At 64.7% G+C, this 20037-nt stretch carries 16 protein-coding genes; 9 read left to right on the forward strand and 7 right to left on the reverse strand.

What is annotated here, in order from left to right; translation table 11 throughout:
* Positions 1 to 63: 63 nt before the first annotated feature.
* The 3 genes from ACIPV6_RS09060 to sufU all read left to right on the forward strand — a co-directional run bounded on the left by ACIPV6_RS09060 (position 64) and on the right by sufU (position 4391).
* Positions 64 to 2493 carry an AAA family ATPase gene (locus ACIPV6_RS09060; RefSeq protein ID WP_400270545.1) on the forward strand — a complete coding sequence of 810 codons (2430 nt, stop codon included), beginning with the start codon at positions 64 to 66 and terminating at the stop codon, positions 2491 to 2493.
* A 78-nt stretch (positions 2494 to 2571) separates the two neighbouring features.
* Positions 2572 to 3897: a cysteine desulfurase gene (locus ACIPV6_RS09065; RefSeq protein WP_400270546.1), complete on the forward strand. Its 1326-nt coding sequence runs from the start codon at positions 2572 to 2574 to the stop codon at positions 3895 to 3897.
* Between the two features lie 41 nt (positions 3898 to 3938).
* Positions 3939 to 4391: a Fe-S cluster assembly sulfur transfer protein SufU gene (gene sufU, locus ACIPV6_RS09070; protein WP_400270547.1), complete on the forward strand. Its 453-nt coding sequence runs from the start codon at positions 3939 to 3941 to the stop codon at positions 4389 to 4391.
* Positions 4392 to 4429: 38 nt separating this feature from the next.
* On the opposite strand, the gene nhaA is transcribed toward sufU, so the two are convergent.
* The 4 genes from nhaA to ACIPV6_RS09090 all read right to left on the reverse strand — a co-directional run bounded on the left by nhaA (position 4430) and on the right by ACIPV6_RS09090 (position 8241).
* Positions 4430 to 5728 (reverse strand): Na+/H+ antiporter NhaA, encoded by a 1299-nt coding sequence (gene nhaA, locus ACIPV6_RS09075; protein ID WP_400270548.1) that lies wholly within the window; start codon positions 5726 to 5728, stop codon positions 4430 to 4432.
* A gap of 149 nt (positions 5729 to 5877) precedes the next feature.
* The gene (locus ACIPV6_RS09080; RefSeq protein WP_400270549.1) at positions 5878 to 6099 is read right to left on the reverse strand and encodes an SCO4848 family membrane protein; all 222 of its coding nucleotides are present in this window, start codon (positions 6097 to 6099) and stop codon (positions 5878 to 5880) included.
* 1 nt (position 6100) lies between these two features.
* Positions 6101 to 6598, reverse strand: coding sequence for a DUF2505 domain-containing protein (locus ACIPV6_RS09085; protein ID WP_400270550.1), 498 nt, complete (start codon positions 6596 to 6598; stop codon positions 6101 to 6103).
* 50 nt (positions 6599 to 6648) lie between these two features.
* Positions 6649 to 8241 carry an SDR family oxidoreductase gene (locus ACIPV6_RS09090; RefSeq protein WP_400270551.1) on the reverse strand — a complete coding sequence of 531 codons (1593 nt, stop codon included), beginning with the start codon at positions 8239 to 8241 and terminating at the stop codon, positions 6649 to 6651.
* A 41-nt stretch (positions 8242 to 8282) separates the two neighbouring features.
* Here ACIPV6_RS09090 and mfd point away from each other — a divergent pair, with 41 nt between their 5' ends.
* Together mfd and ACIPV6_RS09100 are read left to right on the forward strand one after the other, a co-directional pair.
* Positions 8283 to 11906: a transcription-repair coupling factor gene (gene mfd, locus ACIPV6_RS09095; RefSeq protein WP_400270552.1), complete on the forward strand. Its 3624-nt coding sequence runs from the start codon at positions 8283 to 8285 to the stop codon at positions 11904 to 11906.
* Between the two features lie 5 nt (positions 11907 to 11911).
* Complete coding sequence (locus ACIPV6_RS09100; RefSeq protein WP_400270553.1) at positions 11912 to 12706, forward strand: metal-dependent hydrolase; 795 nt, start codon at positions 11912 to 11914, stop codon at positions 12704 to 12706.
* 80 nt (positions 12707 to 12786) lie between these two features.
* Here the strand turns inward: ACIPV6_RS09100 and ACIPV6_RS09105 are convergent, their stop codons facing one another.
* The 3 genes from ACIPV6_RS09105 to ACIPV6_RS09115 form a co-directional block, all read right to left on the reverse strand.
* Positions 12787 to 13008, reverse strand: a complete 222-nt coding sequence (locus tag ACIPV6_RS09105) for a hypothetical protein (RefSeq protein WP_387433475.1) — start codon at positions 13006 to 13008, stop codon at positions 12787 to 12789.
* 53 nt (positions 13009 to 13061) lie between these two features.
* Positions 13062 to 13742 (reverse strand): deoxyribose-phosphate aldolase, encoded by a 681-nt coding sequence (gene deoC / locus ACIPV6_RS09110; RefSeq protein WP_400270554.1) that lies wholly within the window; start codon positions 13740 to 13742, stop codon positions 13062 to 13064.
* A 105-nt stretch (positions 13743 to 13847) separates the two neighbouring features.
* Positions 13848 to 14726 (reverse strand): FAD-dependent oxidoreductase, encoded by an 879-nt coding sequence (locus tag ACIPV6_RS09115; protein WP_400270555.1) that lies wholly within the window; start codon positions 14724 to 14726, stop codon positions 13848 to 13850.
* A 371-nt stretch (positions 14727 to 15097) separates the two neighbouring features.
* Between ACIPV6_RS09115 and ACIPV6_RS09120 the strand changes: the two genes are divergently transcribed.
* The 4 genes from ACIPV6_RS09120 to ACIPV6_RS09135 all read left to right on the forward strand — a co-directional run bounded on the left by ACIPV6_RS09120 (position 15098) and on the right by ACIPV6_RS09135 (position 20016).
* Positions 15098 to 17473: a hypothetical protein gene (locus tag ACIPV6_RS09120; protein ID WP_400270556.1), complete on the forward strand. Its 2376-nt coding sequence runs from the start codon at positions 15098 to 15100 to the stop codon at positions 17471 to 17473.
* Positions 17474 to 17477: 4 nt separating this feature from the next.
* Entirely contained in the window at positions 17478 to 18134 is a 657-nt protein-coding gene (locus tag ACIPV6_RS09125) for a hypothetical protein (protein ID WP_400270557.1), read from the forward strand.
* Positions 18135 to 18781: 647 nt separating this feature from the next.
* The gene (locus tag ACIPV6_RS09130; RefSeq protein WP_400270558.1) at positions 18782 to 19237 is read left to right on the forward strand and encodes a hypothetical protein; all 456 of its coding nucleotides are present in this window, start codon (positions 18782 to 18784) and stop codon (positions 19235 to 19237) included.
* Between the two features lie 128 nt (positions 19238 to 19365).
* On the forward strand, positions 19366 to 20016 hold the full coding sequence (locus tag ACIPV6_RS09135) for a hypothetical protein (RefSeq protein ID WP_400270559.1): 651 nt from the start codon (positions 19366 to 19368) through the stop codon (positions 20014 to 20016).
* The last annotated feature ends 21 nt before the right edge of the window (positions 20017 to 20037 follow it).

Genomic DNA, 20037 nt, shown 5'->3' on the forward strand with positions numbered 1-20037 from the left:
GATCCGCATTCGCGGACCACCAACCCCCTCCCGGACCAAGGGACTGCTGCTATTGGAGTGCGCATGCTGCCGGACCCCTGGCTGGACGAAGACACCGTCTCAGTCGGGCTGAGGCCACCGGCATTCCCGGACCGGAAGAAGCTGCTTGAACTGATCCTCGCAGCCGTACCTTCACCTTCCACCAACGGTATTGTGGTGGTGGGGGACCGGGGCTCCGGGAAAAGCCATTTGTTGCTCTCCATACAAGCCGGCCTTCCTGGGTCCTTGGATGTCCGCACCTTCGCCGGACGGCCCGAGCTTGAGGCAATCCGATTCGGGGCCCTGACCGGCGGCGAAGACGCCCCGGACGAACACGCCGTCCTGCCCGGGCTGCAGGTACTCCGGGCACTCACCCGGACCTTGGGACCTGCCGACTACCTGTACACGCCGTCGGCGGTGCGACGTCGCAGCAAAAAGCACGGGACGCCGTTGCGAAGGGCGCCGCTGGTGCTGCTGGTGGACGATATCCACTACATCGACCCGGCCTCCCTGGCGGTCCTGCTGCAGTTGATCCCCGGTTTCGGGGCCACCCTGGTGGCGACGGCGGACAGCCGGCGTCCCCTGCCCCAGGATCTCTACCAGTTGTGGGAAGACGGGTTCCTGGAGCAGTACTTCCTGCCGCCGTTTACCTTCAATGAGGCCCACGCCCTGTGCCAGGAGGTTTTGGGCGGCAAAGTCCAACGCCGCGCGAGCAGCCTCCTCGCCGTCATGAGTGGCTTCAAAGTCGGCCTCCTGTGCCTGGCAGTGGAAGACGCCCGCCAGGCGGGCCTCCTGGTCCTCCGGGATGGCTACTGGACCCTCGACGCCAGGGCCCACTGCTACTGGCCGCGGGTGGTTGAGCACATCAGGGCGGAGAATGCCAACCGTCCCGAGGAGGAACGCCAGGCGTTGGAACTCATTGCCTTGGGCGAACCCGTGGCCCTGGATACAGTGGAGCGCAGCTTCGGCCAACGGGCAGTGGAACACCTCCTCTCAGCCCAGCACATCCGGTTGCTTCCTGGACGGCCACCCTTGGTCCGGACGAGCTCCTGGCTGCGGGGCGAGGGGACTCGGCTGTCCGTCCCCCGATCGCGGAGCACCGCGTTGCGCCAGGGCGTCGAGGGACCTGCCGTGACCAGGGAGTCCGCGCCCGCCATGCTCCGCTGGATGACGTGGACCCTCGACTCCGGCCTGAACCTGTCCGATGAACTGCTCCTCGCCGCCGGGCCGGCCGCCGACCGGCCCTCCACGGCGGAGCTGGCCCTGCGCGCGGCCGACGCCATCGAAGAACCCGCCCATCTCCAGGAAGCCAGGCTGCTCCGCGCCAGGGCCCTCATCGCCGAGGGACAGCTCAGGGAGGCAACACCTGTTTTGTGGGAATTGGCCGCCACAGGATCGCATGCGGATGTCAGGGACGAGGCCACCCACCGGCTCATGGCACTGAGCCTGCTCGGAGCGGCTGCGGAACCTGACGGGGGACGCGAGGGCGGGTCCGTGGACGCGGCCGGGTTTGTCATGCGGACCATTGAGGAGGCCGGGCGGCTCCTGCTGGCAGGCGCAGCACCGCAGGCCTTGGCCGAATCGTCCGCTGCAATGGCCGCCATCGACCAGGACCCTGCCCTGGAGGTCTTCCGGCCCGGAGTCCTGCTGCGCCACATCGTCTGCCTGCGCCACAACCTGGCATGGGGACCCGCGGATGCCCTGCTGAACTGCCCGGGGTCCTACGCGATGCCCGCCCACATGGCTGTTTGCCTGGACGTGTCCCGCGGGTACGTCCAGCTCAGCCAAGGATTGCCGCGGGCGGCACGGCTGACGCTGCAAGCGGCGGTGGCAGAACTGCCCGACGCCGGCCTGCCGCCTGTCCTGGCGTTCGCTGCGGCCATGCTGGCCTACTGTGAGGCGCTGTGCGGAGATCCTGTCCAGGCCGGGGAGCGCATAGCCCAAAGCCAGGCTGCCCTCCTGGAAACTCCTCCAGGGTTCTTTGGACCGCTCAGTGAACTGTTTGTGGCAGCTACCCAGGACGCCGTTTCGCGGGGGTGGCATGCGGAAGGCGGCAGGCTCTTCGCCCTTGCCGGAGAATTCCATGGGCGAAGCCCTTTGGTCGAAGCCGAGGCGCTCTCCCTCCTGACGCTCAACGCGAGCAGTACCGCCGTCGACGATCTGGTGCTGCAGCGCCGCCTCGCAGAGCTGGGCGCCACTGTCCAGGGACCGGCGGGGATGGCCCTGCAGACCTTCGCCCTGTCCCTGCTGGACCATGACCCGAAGACGCTCGAGTCCGCTGGAAGGACCCTGTCCGCGGACCGCCAGTTCGCCCATGCTGCCGTGTGCTACGCGCGCGCCGCGAACGGCTACGAAGCCCGGACCCGGAGTGCTGCGAGCCGCCGGGCATCGGTCATGATGGAGCGTCTGCGCCGCGCCTTCGAGAGCGAGGCCGTTCCGCCGCTGGGATGGCTTCCGGGTACGGCCGGGCGCTGACGTGCCGGAACGCACACTCCCGCCGGTCTGTGCCGTGGGATAATTGAGTGTCCCTGAAGGCTTTCCAAGGAGCACCCCTTGACCGTCGTATCAACCCCCGCCTCGCTGCAGCACTCCGTGCATGCCATGGACAATGCCGAGGTTTTGCGGATCCGGAACGACTTCCCCGTCCTGGACCAACTGGTGAACGGAAAGCCACTGGTGTACTTGGATTCCGGCGCCACATCGCAGAACCCTCTCAGCGTCATCGAAGCCGAGCAGGAGTTCTACGAGCAACGCAACGCGGCCGTGCACCGCGGCGCCCATTACCTTGCCGTCGAGGCAACGGAGGCTTTTGAGGACGCCCGCCAGACGGTGGCCGATTTCATCGGCGCGCAGTACGAGGAGACGGTGTGGACCTCGAACGCCACCGAGGGCCTGAACCTGGTCAGCTACGCGCTGTCCAACGCTGCGCTGTGGGCTGCACAGGGCCGCGGCAGTTCGGCGTTGAAGGACCTCGCCTTTGGGCCCGGCGACGAGATCGTGGTGACCGAAATGGAGCACCATGCCAACCTGATCCCCTGGCAGGAGCTCGCGTTCCGTACCGGCGCCACCTTGAAGTACATCCCCATCACGGACGACGGCGCGCTGCGGCTGGATGCGGCGGCGGAGATTGTGGGGGAGCGCACGCGCTTGCTCGCTTTCACGCATGCGTCCAACGTCCTGGGAACGGTCAACCCGGTGCATGAGCTTGTGGCCCTGGCCCGCCGCGTGGGCGCGCTGGTGGTCCTCGATGCCTGCCAGTCGGTGCCCCACATGCCCATCGACGTCAAGGAACTGGACGTCGATTTCGCCGTTTTCTCCGGCCACAAGATGCTGGCGCCCACGGGTGTCGGCGTGCTCTACGGCAAGCAGGAACTCCTGGACATCCTGCCGCCTTTCCTAACGGGTGGTTCCATGATCACCACGGTCACCATGGAACGCGCCGAGTACCTGCCGGCTCCGCAACGCTTCGAAGCCGGAACCCAAAGGATTTCCCAGGCGGTGGCGCTCGCCGCGGCGGTGAACTACCTGAGCGAAACCGGAATCGACCGCATCCATGCCTGGGAATCCCAGCTGGGCCAGCGGCTGGTGAAAGGCTTGGAAGCCACTGACGGGATCCGCGTGGTGGGTCCTGCTTCCGGCTCCGGGCGGATCGGCCTGGCCGCGTTCGACGTCGCCGGGGTGCACGCGCACGACGTCGGGCAGTTCCTTGATGATCGCGGCATCGCCGTCCGCGTGGGCCACCATTGCGCCCAGCCGCTGCATCGCCGCTTGGGACTCACCGCCACCACGCGCGCCAGCACCTACCTCTACAACACCACGGACGACGTCGATGCTTTCCTGGACGCTGTCTCCGGCGTGCGGGCGTACTTCCAGGCCTGACGGCCTTCCAATCACACTTCCACGAACAGGCAAGCACCACCATGAGTCTCGACCAGTTGTACCAGCAGATCATCCTGGACCATTCCAAGCAGCGGCACGGCAGCGGCCTCGCCAGCACTGCAGCACCCGAGGGGGCTGCCACGGGCCAGTCCCACCAGCTCAACCCGGTGTGCGGCGACGAGGTGACGCTGCGCCTGGCCGTCGCGGACGGCACCGTCAAGCAGGTCAGCTGGGATGGCGCTGGTTGCTCCATTTCCATGGCCTCGGCGTCGGTGCTCAGCGAAATGGCCGAGGGCATGTCCATCGGCGAACTTCACGCCGTGATCGATAACTTCCGCGAGGTCCTCCGTTCCCGTGGGAAGGTCCAGGCCGATCCGGAGATCCTCGGCGATGCTGCGGCCTTCGAGGGCGTGGCCCGCTACGCGGCCCGCGTCAAATGCGCCATGATTTCCTGGGTGGCTGCCGAGGACGCGCTCAACCAGGCCACCGCCTAGCCAAGACCGCCCCCGCAGCCCACCCCAGCAGCCCGGCGTCAGCCGCGGGCGAAGACGTCAGGCACGCCGTCGCCGTCGTCGTCCCGTTGCTCCTCTGCCGCTACCTGGCGGTACCGGCGGTTGCGGGCCCTCAGCACGACGGCGGCAAGCAGCGCCGAGACCAGGGAACCGGCCAGGATGGCCACCTTGGCGTGGTCGTTGTGGGCCGACCCTGCGCCGAAGCTCAGCTCGCCGATGAGAAGCGAGACCGTGAAGCCGATGCCGGCAAGGAGGGCCAGGCCGAAGAGGTCGATCCAGGCGATGCTGGAATCCAGGCTGGCACGGGTGGTCTTGGTAACCAGGAACGTGGTGCCGAAGACGCCCACGGCCTTGCCCACCACCAGGGCCGTCATCACGCCCAGGGCTACCGGATCCCTGAGGGCTGCCACCATCCCGTCAATGCCACCCAGGGCGACGCCGGCCGAGAAGAACGCGAAGACCGGAACCGCGAAACCTGCCGAGAACGGGCGCAGCCGGTGTTCGAAGTGCTCCGCGAGCCCTTCGGCGGGTTCGCCTTTCCGGCCGCTCGCGAAGACGGGAACCGCGAAGCCCAGGAGCACTCCGGCCACCGTGGCGTGGATCCCTGAGGCATGGACCAAGGCCCACGTCGCCAAGGCAAGGGGGAGGAGCAGGTACCAGCTCCGGATGCGCTTCTGTACGAGGAAAGTGAACAGGGCAAGCGGGACCAGGGCCGCCAGGAGCATGAGGGGCTGCAGACCGGTGGAGTAGAAGAAGGCGATGATGCCGATCGCGATGAGGTCGTCCACCACGGCGAGTGTCAGGAGGAAGGTCCTGAGCGCTGCAGGCAGGTGGGTGTTGATCACCGCGAGTACGGCCAGGGCGAAGGCGATGTCCGTTGCGGTGGGGATGGCCCAGCCTTTGAGGGTCTCTTCGGCCGATCCGAGGTTGAAGAGGACGTAGATCAGGGCCGGGACGATCACGCCGCCTACAGCAGCGGCCACGGGAACAACAGCCTTGGCGGGCTTGCGTAGTTCACCGGCTACGAACTCGCGCTTGAGTTCCAGGCCGGCCAGGAAGAAGAAGACGGCGAGCAGGCCATCGGAGGCCCAATGGCCAAGGCTGAGGTCAAGATGCCAGGGCTCATAGCCGATTTTGAGGTTCAGTAACGCGAAGTAGCCATCCGCGGCGGGAGAGTTGGCCCAGACCAGGGCGATGACCGTTGCGGCCAGCAGCAGTGCGCCACCGACTGTTTCAGTCCGCAGGATCGCGAGGATGCGGCGGTACTCGGGGTAGCTGGAACGGGTGAAGATTCTGTTGGTGCTCGGCGGCTTGGCCACAGGGGCTCCTTCAGTTGGTTCGGGGTATCACAATGACTCCGCCGACCAGACTTCCCGGCACACCAACATCCATCCTACCCAAGTAGGGGACAGCTCCTGTTCCAATGAGGCGTCATTGGAGCAGGAGCTGTCCCCCAGTTGGGTGAGGCTTAGGCGACGAGGCCCACGACGCCGATAATCGCCGTCGCGAGTCCAAGCACCATGGAAATGGTCACCAGGACCACGTGCACGGTCAGGAACTTGGTGGCCTTGCCCGAGGCATCACGGGCGCGCGGATCCTTCATGACGCGCTTGAGGAACTGCGGCCAAACCACCAAGGACCATACGCCCGCCACGATCAGGATGATCGCGGGGAAGGCAGGAAGCTGCACGTTAGTGGCTCTCGAGCCAGGCCTGGGCCTGCTGGGACTGGATGTTCAGGGCCTTGCCAACCATCGGTTCCGCGGCGTCGGCGATCTTGCCACCGAGGAACGGAACGGAGGAGGTCACGTTGCCTTCGAGTTCGATGCGGGTGCTGCCGCCCTCGGCGATCAGGCGCTGCACGGCCGAAACGTCCAGGGGAGCGCCGGAGACTTTCAGGGCAATGGTGCTGGCACGCGAGCCATCGGCAGCGGGAGCGTCCCACTTCTCGGTCTGGGTCACGGTGAGGCTCTCACCGACGAACTTGCGGGCGATCTCCGGCAGGCGTGTAGTGGGCAGCGTACGGACGGTAGTGGTGGTGAACGCGCCGGCGGTGTCTCCGTCGATCGTGAACGATTCCAGGGAGCCGCCCACCAGTTCGCTCGTGTGGCGCAGGAAGTCTTCGTCAACGAAAACAGCAGCTACGCGGTCAACGCTGTGCGGCAGGGTGGTGGATGCACTCAGGGCCATGGGTCCTCCGTGTATTGGTGGTGTTGAAGCTCTTTTAGCTCCCCAACATCCTACGGGGTGTCGGTGGACACTCCTGAACCCGCTTCTTTGCCCACCGTTTCCTGGAGTGTGATAGCTGCCGCCGAGATGTTGCGTGCCATGGACGGAAAAATGAACCCGTGGAACGGGTAGACGCCCAGCCAATACAGCCTTCCCGCCAGTCCCCGCGGGAAGAAAATGGCGCGCTGCTTGTAAAGGCTGCCGCCGCCGTCGGGCTCTACCGCCAACTCAAGCCAGGCGCGTCCCGGGGCCCGCATCTCCGCCCGCAAGCGGAGCAGGTGGCCGCGTTCGATCGCTTCCACCCGCCACCAGTCCACCACTTCGCCGCTGCCCAGGGTCTTGGGGTGGCGGCGTCCGCGGAGCAGCCCGGCACCGCCCTGGAGCTTGTCCAGCCAGCCACGGACCCGCCAGGCCAAGGGGAGCGAGTACCAGCCGTTCTTGCCGCCGATGCCCTCAATGATGGTCCATACGTGTTCCGGCTTTGCGTCGCTGTGGAAGCTCCGTTCATCGAGGTAGACCTTGTAACCGGCCCAGTCGGGGTCGCTGGGCAACGGATCGGCGTCGATGCCGGCGTTGGCCCACGTGGTTTCCACCTGGCCGTCGCGTTCCTTGCCCAGAGCCAGGGCGACGGCGCGGCGGTACGGCGTCAGGCCGCCGTCGGGCTGGGGAATGTAGCGGTCGACGTCGTGCTCCCGCGACACAGCATCGTGCTGCAGTGACTGCACCAATGGGAAGGACATGGACAGCGGAATGGGTGTCACCAGGGCAACCCACAGGCCGGCGAGCTTGGGCGCGGGGACGGGGAGGGCGATCACGAGCCGCCGGGGAAGTCCACGCTCAAGGGCATACTCGTTCATCATGTCCTTGTACTTGAGGACATCGCGGGAGCCGATATCGAACGTCCGGTTGAGCTTGTCCGGAAGCGTCGCCGCGGCTACCAGGTAGTGCAGGACGTCCCTCACGGCAATGGCCTCGATCCGGTTCTTGACCCAGCTCGGTGCAGGCATCACCGGCAAGGTATCAGCCAAGTGCCGGATCATCTCGAAGGACGCCGAGCCGGAACCGATCACCACCCCGGCCTGGAACACGATGGAATCCACGCCGGACTCCAGGAACACCCGGCCCACCTTCTCGCGGGACCGCATATGCGTGGACAGCAGTTCGTTGTCCGGATGCAGTCCACCGAGGTAGACGATCCTGTCCACCCCCGCCGCCTTGGCTCCCTCCGCAACCAGCCGGGCCATGGCTTCCTCCTTGGCCTCGAACCCGCTGCCGGAGGCCATGGAGTGCACCAGGTAGTAGAGCACCTCCACGCCTGCCATGGCCTCTTCCACGCCGGCGGCATCGTCCAGCGAGTCCTGCACGATCTCGACCTGATCGTGCCAAGGGACATCCTTGATCTTCTGCGGCGAACGGACCAGCACTTTGACGCGATGTCCGGCCTCGAGGAGTCGGGGTACCAGCCTTCCGCCGATGTAGCCGGTAGCGCCGGTGACAAGGACGGTGCGGCTGTGGGTGGGGACGGAAGGCTGCAAAGGGAGCTCCTGGGGCTGGAGGGAGGGGTAGGCTGGAATAACCCGGCGTTCATTCGAATTTCCGGGCATTTGTGTTGCCTGCCCTTGGAACCACCCTAGGAGTTTCAGCCATGAGCCTCAACGGTCTGCGCCGCGCACTCGCGGAAGACAAGAGTTTTGCGCGCGTCCGCACCGAGGCCGGGCGGCCCTTCGACTCCCGGAGCACGGATTACCAGATCAGTGCTCCCACCGGCATGCGTTCCGTGCTGCTCGCCGAAATGGCCGACGCCCTGGCCACCGAAAGTTCCGCGGGCCCGGTGGTCCTCGCGGTCACGGCTACGGGCCGCGAAGCCGAGGACCTCACCGCAGCGCTCGCCTCCTACCTTCCTGCCGAATCCGTGGCGGCATTCCCCAGTTGGGAAACCCTCCCGCACGAGCGGCTCTCGCCCCGCTCGGACACGGTTGGCCGCCGGCTCTCCGTCCTGCGGCGGCTGGCGCACCCGGAAAGCTCGACGGCGGCCCCCCTGCGCGTGGTGGTGGCGCCGGTCCGCGCCGTGGTCCAGCCCATCGTGGCCGGCCTTGGCGATTTGGTCCCGGTGACGTTGAAGGTTGGCGAAGAGCGGTCCTTCACTGAGGTGGTACGGGCCTTGTCGGACGCCGCCTACGCCCGCGTGGACATGGTGACGCACCGTGGCGAGTTCGCCGTGCGCGGTGGCATCCTGGACGTCTTTCCGCCCACCGAGGACCACCCGATCCGCGTGGAGTTCTTCGGCGACGAAGTGGACCAGATGCGCTGGTTCGCCGTCGCCGACCAGCGCTCGCTGTCCGCCCCTGGAATCCACCACCCCACGGAACTGCATGCCCCGCCGTGCCGGGAAATCCTCATCACGCCGTCGGTCATGTCCCGGGCGGCCAAGCTGAAGGGGGACATGCCTGCCGCGGCGGACATGCTGGAGAAGATCGCCGGCGGCATCGCGGTGGAAGGCATGGAGTCCCTGGCCCCGGTCCTGGTGGATGCCATGGTTCCGTTCGTGGACCAGCTCCCCGCGGGCTCGCTGGCCGTGGTGATCGAACCCGAGAAGGTCCGGACCCGCGCGCACGACCTCGCCGCAACCAACGAAGAGTTCCTTGAGGCTGCCTGGTCAACGGCGTCCGACGGCGGTGCGGCGCCCCTTGACCTGTTGTCCCGCACCTCCACCGACCTGCATGCCGCCAGTTTCCGTTCGCTCACCGACACCCGCTCCTCGGCGCTGGAGAACAAAGTGTCCTGGTGGTCCATCACCTCGCTGGCCACCGACGAGGACCTGGTGTTGGACATCGACGTGCTCAACCTCCATGCCCGCGAACCCCGCGGCTACCAGGGCGAAGTGGCCGAAATGCTGGACTTCATTGGCTCACGCGTCAGGGACCAGTGGCGCGTGGTGGTGGTAACCGACGGTCCCGGACCTGCGCAGCGACTGGTTGAGCTGTTCCATGACGCCGATATTCCGTGTGCCCGGGTTGACTCCCTGGATGACGAGCCGCAACCCGGCATCATCGAGGTGACCTGCGCCGCCGTCGGGCGTGGTTTTGTGCTCGATGGCCTGAAGATGGGCCTCCTGACCGAAGCGGACCTGCTGGGCCGCGCTTCGGCGAGCTCCACCAAGGACATGCGGCGCATGCCGTCCAAGCGTCGCAACGCCGTGGACCCGCTGCAACTGCATGCCGGGGACTTCGTGGTCCACGAGCAGCACGGCATCGGCAAATTCGTGGAACTGATCCAACGCAAGGTGGTGGGAACATCCGCGTCCGACTCAGGGCTGCGCGAGTACCTGGTGCTGGAGTATGCCCCGTCCAAGCGGGGTGCCCCCGGGGACCGCTTGTTCGTTCCCACGGACCAGTTGGACCAGGTGACCCGCTACGTTGGCGGTGACACCCCCGCGCTGAGCAAGATGGGCGGCGCTGACTGGGCCAGCACCAAGTCCAAGGCCCGCAAGGCCGTCAAGGAAATCGCGGGCGAACTGATTCGCCTGTACTCGGCCCGCATGGCATCCCGCGGGCACGCCTTCGCCCCGGATACTCCGTGGCAGCGCGAGCTCGAGGAGGCCTTCCCTTACGTGGAGACCCCGGACCAGCTGACCACCATCAACGAAGTCAAGGCTGACATGGAGCGCGAGATCCCCATGGACCGGCTGGTCTCCGGCGATGTTGGATATGGCAAGACCGAAATCGCCGTCCGCGCCGCGTTCAAGGCCGTTCAGGACGGCAAACAGGTGGCGGTCCTGGTGCCCACCACGCTCCTCGCCCAACAGCACTATGAGACCTTTACCGAGCGGTTCTCCGGCTTCCCGCTGCGCGTCAAGCCACTGTCCCGTTTCCAGTCCAGCAAGGAAGCCAAGGAGACCGCAGAGGGCGTCAAGAGCGGCGCCGTGGACGTGGTGATCGGCACGCACCGGCTGCTGTCCAAGGACTTCGAGTTCAAGGACCTCGGCCTGGTAATCGTGGACGAGGAACAGCGGTTCGGCGTGGAGCACAAGGAAGCGCTCAAGAAGATGCGCACCAACGTGGACGTGCTGGCCATGAGCGCCACCCCCATTCCGCGTACCTTGGAAATGTCCCTCACGGGCATCCGGGAGACGTCCACCCTGGCCACGCCGCCGGAAGAACGCCACCCCGTGTTGACCTACGTGGGACCGTTCACCAACAAGCAGACCTCGGCAGCGATCCGCCGTGAACTCATGCGCGAAGGCCAGGTGTTCTTCGTGCACAACCGGGTGTCCTCGATCGAGCGGATTGCCGCGCAGATCCGCGAACTGGTCCCCGAAGCCAGGGTGGAGGTGGCGCACGGGCAGATGTCCGAGAGCCGCCTGGAAAAGATCATCGTGGACTTCTGGGAGAAGAGGTTCGACGTGCTGGTGTGCACCACCATCATCGAGACCGGCCTGGACATCTCCAACGCCAACACGCTCATTGTGGACGGCGCGGACAAGTACGGGCTGTCGCAGCTCCACCAGCTCCGTGGCCGTGTTGGCCGTGGGCGGGAACGTGCTTACGCATACTTCCTGTACCCCTCGGAGAAGCCGCTGGGCGAGGTGGCCCTGGAACGCCTCAAAGCCGTGGCCGCGCACAACGAACTCGGCGCCGGCATGCAGCTGGCAATGAAGGACCTCGAAATCCGCGGCGCGGGCAACCTCCTGGGCGGCGAGCAATCCGGCCACATCCAGGGCGTCGGCTTCGATCTCTACATCCGCTTGGTGGGGGAGGCCGTGGCAGAGTACCGCGGCGAGGCCGAGGAGAAGGCCGCCGAGATGAAGATCGAGCTGCCCGTCAACGCGCACTTGCCGCATGACTACGTTCCGGGAGAGCGCTTGCGCCTGGAGGCCTACCGGAAACTGGCCGCAGCCATCACCAACGAGGCCATCGACGAGGTCCTGGCCGAGCTCGTGGACCGCTACGGTGAGCCGCCGCTCCCGGCCAAGAACCTCATTGCCGTGGCCCGCTTCCGGGTGGGGGCCCGCGAAGCCGGCCTGTCCGACGTCGCACTCCAAGGAAACTTCATCCGCTTCTCGCCGGCGCAACTGCCCGAATCAAAAACCATGCGCCTCAATCGCATGTACCCGGGCTCGCAGGTCAAGCCGGCGCTGGACGCCGTGCTCATCCCGAAGCCGAAGACCGCCCGGATCGGCGGCCGGGACCTCCAGGATGCCGAAATCCTGGAATGGGCCAACAACGTTATTGAAGCGATTTTCACCGATGTACCCGTAAAGGCTGGCTGACTTCAATGATGGGAGGACACCACGCCGCGTCGGGAGCCGCGGCGTGGATCGCCATTGCCTCAACCGGCCCCTACGCCCTGGGCTGGTACCCGCTGGATTCCACCGGCATCCTGATCGGCGCCATGGCGACGGCGGGCACCGCGCTGGTGTGCGACTGGGATCATCGGCACAGCACCATCGCCAATTCGCTGCCGCCTTTGTCCAACGCGATCGCCGTGGGCATTGAGAAGGCCAGCGGCGGGCACCGGCAGGGAACGCATTCGCTGCTGGGAGCGTCTGCCTTTGTGGTGTTGGCGGCCATGGCGGCCCAATTCCAGATGGTCACGCCCGTGGGGAAGTTGTCCGTGGGCGCGGGGCTGCTGTGCATGTTCATGATCAACCTCGCGGCGAAAGCGCTGAACCTGTTTCCCAAGTCCGGGTGGATCACCAACTGGCTCTTCGCACTGGCCATGGCGGGGCTGGTGACCTGGTTCGCGCCGGCCCAGTGGGGTTGGCTGCCGCTGTCCATGCTGACCGGCGTCGTGGTGCACATCGTGGGGGACATGATCACGGTGGGCGGCGTGCCGTTGCTGTGGCCGATCGTCATCAAACCGCCCAAATTCCTGCGGAAGTCGGCCATCAGCGGGATCTGGCGTCCCAACGGGGCCTTTTCCCTGCCGCTGCTGGGCCGGGCCGGATCACGCCGCGAATGGCTGGTCCTGATTCCGGTCAGCGGCTACGCGATGGTGGGCATGGGGGCAGCGGCCTGGGCATTGGCCCAACAGCACTGGCCGGCGGTCCTGGCTGCCCTCGCGCTCTAGTTAAAGCAACGCGGGGTCACTTACGGCCCATCCCGAGGGGGATTATGGGCTGTAAGTGACCCCGCGTTGCCTTTAAGCGTTTAGTTCTCGCCAGCCGAGTCCGAGCGGCCGAGGACGGTCTGCGGAATCCAGAAAGCCAGGGCGAAGAGGCCCAGGCAGACGGCCATCGGCCACGGGTTGTCCAGTGTCAGGAAGGACAGGGAGTAGATGGCGCCAAGGAAGAGGACGATCATCACCACGAACAGCACGATGCTCGTGCCGAGGTTGTTCTCGTTTTCAATCGGGGCAGTGTTCTTGGACAATTCATTCCTCCTCGGCCCCGCAGGGCTCAAATCCGTGGCGGCGGCCGGAAGCCTCAGTAGTCGGATGAACCCTGTTCACCCTTGACGATGGCAATTCCGGAACTCGCTCCGATACGTGTTGCACCAGCAGCAATCATAGCCTGTGCATCGGCAAGGGACCGCACACCGCCCGAGGCCTTGACGCCCAGTTCAGGGCCGACCGTCTTGCGCATGAGGGCTACGTCTTCGGCTGTTGCGCCGCCTCCGTTGAAACCGGTGGAGGTCTTGACGAAGTCGGCACCCGCTTCCACCGCCGCTTCACAAGCGATCACCTTCTGGTCATCGCTCAGGAGCGCGGTTTCGATGATGACTTTCAGGATAGCCTCGCCCGTGTGCACAGCCTCGGCGACGGCGGTGATGTCCTCCACCAGCGCACCCTTGTCATTGGCACGGGCAGAGGCGATGTTGATCACCATGTCGATCTCATCGGCGCCATCCAGTACAGCGCCCCTGGCTTCGAAGGCCTTGACGTCGCTGGGCGTGGCGCCGAGCGGGAACCCCACCACGGCGCACGTCAGGACGCCGGAACCCTTCAGGGCGTTCTTGACGGTCTTGACCCAGATCGGATTGACGCACACGGACTTGAAGTTGTACTCGGCGGCCTCGGCACACACCTTGAGGACGTCGGCCTCGCTGGCCTCGGGCTTCAACAGGGTGTGGTCGATGTACGAGGCGATGCCGGCTTGGTTGCTCATGGAATCCTTCCGTGCCGGGCGTGGCCGGCCCGGTGGCCGCAGGGTTGTCACTGCCCGTCAAAGGACCATCTTGCCACACCGGCCACCGGCACCGGCGGGAGGTTGTCAGGCGGCTGCCTGGACTTCTGCCGTGGCAGCGGCAGCGCCGCCACGAGCTGCAGACAGCAGCCCCGAAGCACACAGCATGGCCGAGGATTCCGCGGACAGGAGGAGCCCCAACCGCAGCCCGTCGCACGACGCTGCGTCGCCGATCGCCCAGATGCCCGGCACCGACGTCGCAAGGTCGCGTCCGACGGCGATACCGCCGTCGCGCGCCAATTCCAGGCCCGCGCTGGCGGCGAGCTCGGTGCGCGCGGTGCGCTCCTCCGCCAGGACCACCAGGTCGCCGTTCATGCTGCTGCCATCCTCGAACAGGATGCCGGTGGCCGGCAGCGGGGAACCGGCCAGGGAAGGTACGACGGCGGACGGCCGCAACGTGGTGCGCACGGGACGGACACCCCTGGCCCGGAGCACGGCTTCAGCTTGCCCGGCGGCAGGCCCGGTTCCCACGAGGATGCCCAGCGGACGGCGGCCAACAACCCGGGTGACGTCCTTAACCGCTTCGCCGATGGGGCCGGCGTCGTCGATGGTGGAGTAGTTCAAGCCACAGTAGGCACCGGTAACCGGGGGCAACGACGGTGCTGAGCCGGTGGCGATCACGAGCTGGTCGTAGGCGAAGTCCATGCCATCGACGGTGGTCACCACCCTGGCGTTCGCGTCGATGTAGCTGGCTGCCTGGCCGAAGCGCACCGAGACCTTGGGCAGTTCGGCGAGTTCCAGGAGGGCGTCGGAGCACTCGTCGCGGTTGCTGAGGACCGTGATGGTGCCGTCGAAGGTGCGTTGCCCCTGGGGGCGTGGGCCACCCTTGCCTGCGAGCCTCCGCACCAAAGCCTGGGCGGCCGGACCTGCGCCGGCGATGACGATGTGGAGGGAAGGTGAGGACATGGTGGGCCCTTTCGCTGATGACCTGTTCGGTGCTTGTGGGATCAGCCTAGGACGCCGGTTTTTCGCGGGTGTTTCACCCCTGTTGCCATCTTTGGTGGTTCCGTAGCGTGGTGTTTACCGGGCGGTAATAACGTGCGTCACATTCCCTGTATTTCCCGTGGGCCTTGCACATCACGGCCTGTGGATAACGACACCTAGACACCTTCTCGCACCACCTAATTTTGGGTTTTTAGCACCTAATTTCCTCTGTTTCGGTCTAGGGAGAGCCTTTTTCGCCACCTAGTCGATTTTTTGTGTGCTCACAATGACCCCGGCTGCGGGACCACTTCGGTCACGGGCTGCCATTTCGGTTGTTTATTCCAGGAGCGCTTGTGACGTCCACTGACACTTCGTCGGGGTTGAATCCTTCGGGCGGCTTCGCGTTGCCTGATGTTGATTCCTTGGATGCTGCGGCGCGGTCGTTGAGGCAGCATGCCGGGGATTACCTGACGGACTTCTGCACAACCACCGCATTATGGCGGCAGCTCTCCACCTCGTACAAGACCGATGAGTCGGCGACTGTGTTGTCAGCCTTTGATCATCTGACCCCCACGGCGCAGCGCGTCCAAAGCACAGCGGCGGCCTCGGCGACAGCCTTGGAGACCTTCTCCACCACTTGCCGGGACTTGAAGCTTCGTTTGGAGGCCTATAGCCGGGCCGTGCACACCCTGGATGCGGACATCTCCGTTTTTCCCACCAGCGTCGAGGTCACCCACCGGGTCAAGGACGACGAAATCACCACCACGGTCACCCAGCACTGGAGCGGGGACGCTGACCTGCACGCCCGGCGCGAGCGGCTCGCCTCCGACATCAAGGCCATCCACGACGACTACCTGAATGCGCAAAACACCTGCGCACAAGCACTTGCAGTCATCTTCGGCGGTCCCGTCTACGCGGCCTCGGCGCCTATTGGGCCGGACCTGAAATTCGGGAACTGGGTGGACACGCTCCTCTGGGACGCCGGAACGTACACCGGCATCAACCGCCCCCAAGACGAACAACCCTGGGGCAACCAAACCATTCCCTACCGGCCCAACGGAGGGCTGGGGCTCCTCCAAGGGATCGGCGCAGCGTTTATCGAAACCGTGGACGGCATCTGGTCCCTGAGCGGAACCCTGAATCCGATCAAACGCGACCTGGCCTGGGGCGGAATTAACACCACCATCGGCGCCGCTGGAACCTTGGCCGGAGCCAGCATTCCGTGGCGGGACGAGGAGACCAGGAAACGCGAAGAGCCCGCGGTCAAGGAAGCCCTGGACCTCTTCACGTCCATCGGCCCGGCCTTCATCCACCTCGAAGAAAACGAGACCACCGCGTCGTGGGCGGCCGGGGCATCCATATTCAACGTCTCCAGCCTCTTCCTCGGCGCCGGAGCAGGCGCAGGAGTTAAGGCCTCCAAAATCGTCTCCTCAGCAGGGATGGCCGCAGGACGCCTGTCCCTCGCGACGATCGACAGCGCCAAATACGCGGCGTTCGCAGCAAAGCTCGCCGCCTGCTCCCACCTGCTCCTCAAAACCGCGGACTTCCTCGACAAGCCCGGCTCCTTGGCCCTGAAGGTTTCGGACATCCTCGCCCCCAACACCACCGCCAAGGTCCAGGACGCCCTCACCAAGGCACGTGTTGGAACCTGGAACCTCGTCACCAATGCTCGCGCGGGCGCCGCAGAGGCTGTGTCGGCGGCCAAGAATGCGACAGCAAAGGGACTTTCCGTGCTGGCCGAAGGCCTGCGCGCAGCAGATGCTTCACTGCCAGAAGCCGTTTTCCCTGCCCCGGGCGGAGCTCTCACCCGGACTAGCCACACCCACCATGCCTCCAATTGGTTGGAAACCCAAGCCTCGGCGATCCGGGAGAACAACCCACCCCCGTTCGTTCCACCCCACGGGACCAGCCCGGCACATCCAGCCGAGCCGGCGGTGCTCCCGGACCACTTCGTCGTACCCGACAGGGTCGATAACACCATCATCCTGAAGCACGGTGATGGACTTTTCCCGGTCAGCCGCAGGGAAAATTTCGCGGCACGAACCAACCTGAAGCCGTTCACCGAGTACGTCATCGAGCACCGCAGCCTGATGAAGGACTCCCAGGGGATCGTCACGAAGCCCACCCTGGAAAAGTTCTACACCGACGCCACTGGCACCGTCAGGGTCGTCGACACTTATGGCGGCGTCAGAGGGGCGTGGTCCCTTGAGCTGAACAAGCCTCTGCCAAACGTCACCTACAACGTGGTGGTGGAAGTGGATGGTGGACTCCAGAACACGTTCACTCTTGTCATGGACCGGAACGCTGAGCTCGCCTCAGCCAAAGGTCACATCGTTTCGACACTCGTCGGAGACAGTAACCGCAACGGACACCAGCAGCGCAAGGCAGGCCGCCTTGGAGGCCCCGGCTACGACGGGGGCCACGCAGCACCATCTGGCCTGGGCTTCATCGGCGAAGGCGCAGGCGTCTTCCCCCAACACATGTGGCAAAACCGCGGTGTGGGCATACCCAACGACGATCACAACTTCCACGAAGTCGAGATGAACGTCATCAACAAGGTCAAGCGTAAATTGACCGCCAGAGAACCTGTGGATCTTACGTGGGAAATGAAACTCGAGCCCGGGCCAACGCCGGGCCTACCCCGTCAGATGAGGCTGCGTTTCGCATTTGACGGCCAGGAATCTACTACCGCGAGGTTCAACAACCTCGCTCGTCCCGAAGTAGGTTGAACTAATGGACACTCTGAGGCTCAATACGGACCCGTTTGTTATTGCCGGACTGGAACGTCTGGCTGCCGAAGCCTTTGGGGCCGCCGGATTCGCAAAAGAAATGGACGAGGTTGTTCGTGTCCTTGTCCACTACCGAACACGAACTTTCGCGCAAGGACACATGGTTGTTGGTGGCAAGAACTTTTACAGGCACCAGAGCTTCGATAACGACTTCTCAATGGAGGCTTTCGACTATTGGCTGGATGATTGTCGGGAACGGGCATATGTTCAGGGAGCAGGTACGTGGACGACGGCAGAGGTTCATGTATTTCCCAATGCCCGTGGACGCTTGGAAGTTTTCGACGAAGAGCACCTGCGGCGCATGAGCGACGGTGACTGGTATCCCGGGGGTGAACCCGCCGATGCTAAGCAGTGGGCCCAGCAGCTACTGGCCTACCCAAGAACCGTCGATAACATCCCGGCGTGGATGTGGGACATCTTCCGCGCCGAAGGCGTAACCCCGCCCGTCTACAACCCACGATTCAACTCGGTTGACTGGAACAACCGGCGCCGCCCGGTCACGGACCGCGGAACCGACTTCTCAGTGGAGCCCACCATCATCGACCCGTCCAAGGAACCCGGGAAGTTCGCGAGGTTCAGCAAGAAGCTCTTCGGTAAGTGACCCGGACCAGAACGACAGCCATGCCAGCCATTTGCACCTCTCGTCCACCTGCACCGGGCACGAGCCGGGTAATCGCCCACCGCGAAGTCAGAACGGTAGTCGCCAAAGACCGTGCTGGGTCAGCACCCCAAGAGTCTACGACGGGGGCCACGCAGCACCATCAGGTCTGGGATGCATCGGCGAAGGCGCAGGCGTCTTCCCCAACACAGTTGGCAAAACCGCGGTGTAGGTATACCAAACGAGGATCACAACTTCCACGAGGTTGGGATGAACGTCATCAACACAGTCAAACGCAAACTCGGCGCAGGAGAACCAGTCGATCTCACGTGGGAAATGCGGATGATTCCGGGGACTAGGTCGGGGGTCCCCAGTAAGGTGGAATTGGAATTTCGATTCGGGCAAGGTCGCCTACGTTCAAGACATTTAACAATTAGTTCGAGAGCTGGTTGAAAATGACTGTTTACGACTTAGCGGACGATGCATGGATTGTCGACGGCCTGACGAGATTGCGGGAAGAGGCCTTCGGAGACGTTGGTTTCGCACGAGGCATGAAGAAGGCACGAGCGACCCTTGTGCATCACGTCGCGGGAACGTCCTGGCACGGAACAATCGAGAGTGCCGACCGATCAACATTTATGACAGGCGACATGCGCTTTTCGCATGCGGCGTGGAACGATTGGCTGGAGACGTGCAGGGTCTTGGCCTATCAGCCGGGTCACGGGACATGGACAACAGCTGAAGTTGTGGTGTTTCCGGACTCTGCCGGCGAAGCAAGTTTCTTCGATGAAGAGCATCTGGAACTTGATGCCGACGGTGAGTGGTATCCAGGCCAACGCCCTTCGAATGCGAGCGCATGGGCCCACGAACTGTATGCGTTTCCCCGAACAGTCGACAACATCCCGCCCTGGATGTGGGACATCTTCCGCGCCGAAGGCGTAACCCCGCCCATCTACAACCCGCAGTTCAATTCCGTGGACTGGAACAACCGGCGCCGCCCGGTCACGGACCGCGGAACCGACTTCTCAGCGGAACCCACCATCATCGACCCGTCCAAAGAACCTGGGAAATTCGCGAAGTTCAGCAAGAAGCTCTTCGGTAAGTGACCCGGACCAGAACGACAGCCCCGCCAGCCATTCGTACCTCTCGTCCACCTGCACCGGGCACGAGCCGGGTAGTCGCCCACCGCGCAGTCAGGACCGGAGTCACCTAAAAACGAGGAAGGACTGAGGCGTTGAGCATTGACGACCTTGCCGCGCTACCGCTGGTCCGAGAAGGACTCGCGAACCTGCACGGAGAAGCCTTTGGTTCCGGCGGCTTTGCCTTGGGCATGGATGAAGTCATAGACGTGGTCATCAAATGGCCCTCTTCAACATATAGGCGAGGACGTATGATTTCAGGCTCAACGGTCGTTCGGCGCGAGCGTGAAGCGAAGTACACGCGTGAAGCGCTCAGTCTGTGGCTGGATGACTGCAGGTCTGTTGCCTACGTCCCCGGAATTGGCACGTGGACAACGGCCGAGGTGCACGTGTTCGCCGACCGCCCGGGCCATGTGAATTTCTTTGACGAAGAACTTCTGGATCGCGCGCCGGATGGTCATTGGTATCCCGGTGCACGTCCGTCTGGGGCGGCAACGTGGGCCCAGCAGGTACTGGCTTACCCAAGAACCGTCGATAACATCCCCGCGTGGATGTGGGACATCTTCCGTGCCGAAGGCGTGGCCCCGCCCATTTTCAACCCGCAGTTCAATTCCGTGGACTGGAACAACCGGCGCCGCCCGGTCACGGACCGCGGAACCGACTTCTCAGTGGAACCCACCATCATCGACCCGTCCAAGGAACCCGGGAAGTTCGCGAGGTTCAGCAAGAAAGTCCTGCGCCGTTGACGCAAGCGCCGTTGACGCAAA

The organism is Paenarthrobacter sp. NPDC089988, assembly GCF_044748465.1.
Classification (GTDB): domain Bacteria; phylum Actinomycetota; class Actinomycetes; order Actinomycetales; family Micrococcaceae; genus Arthrobacter.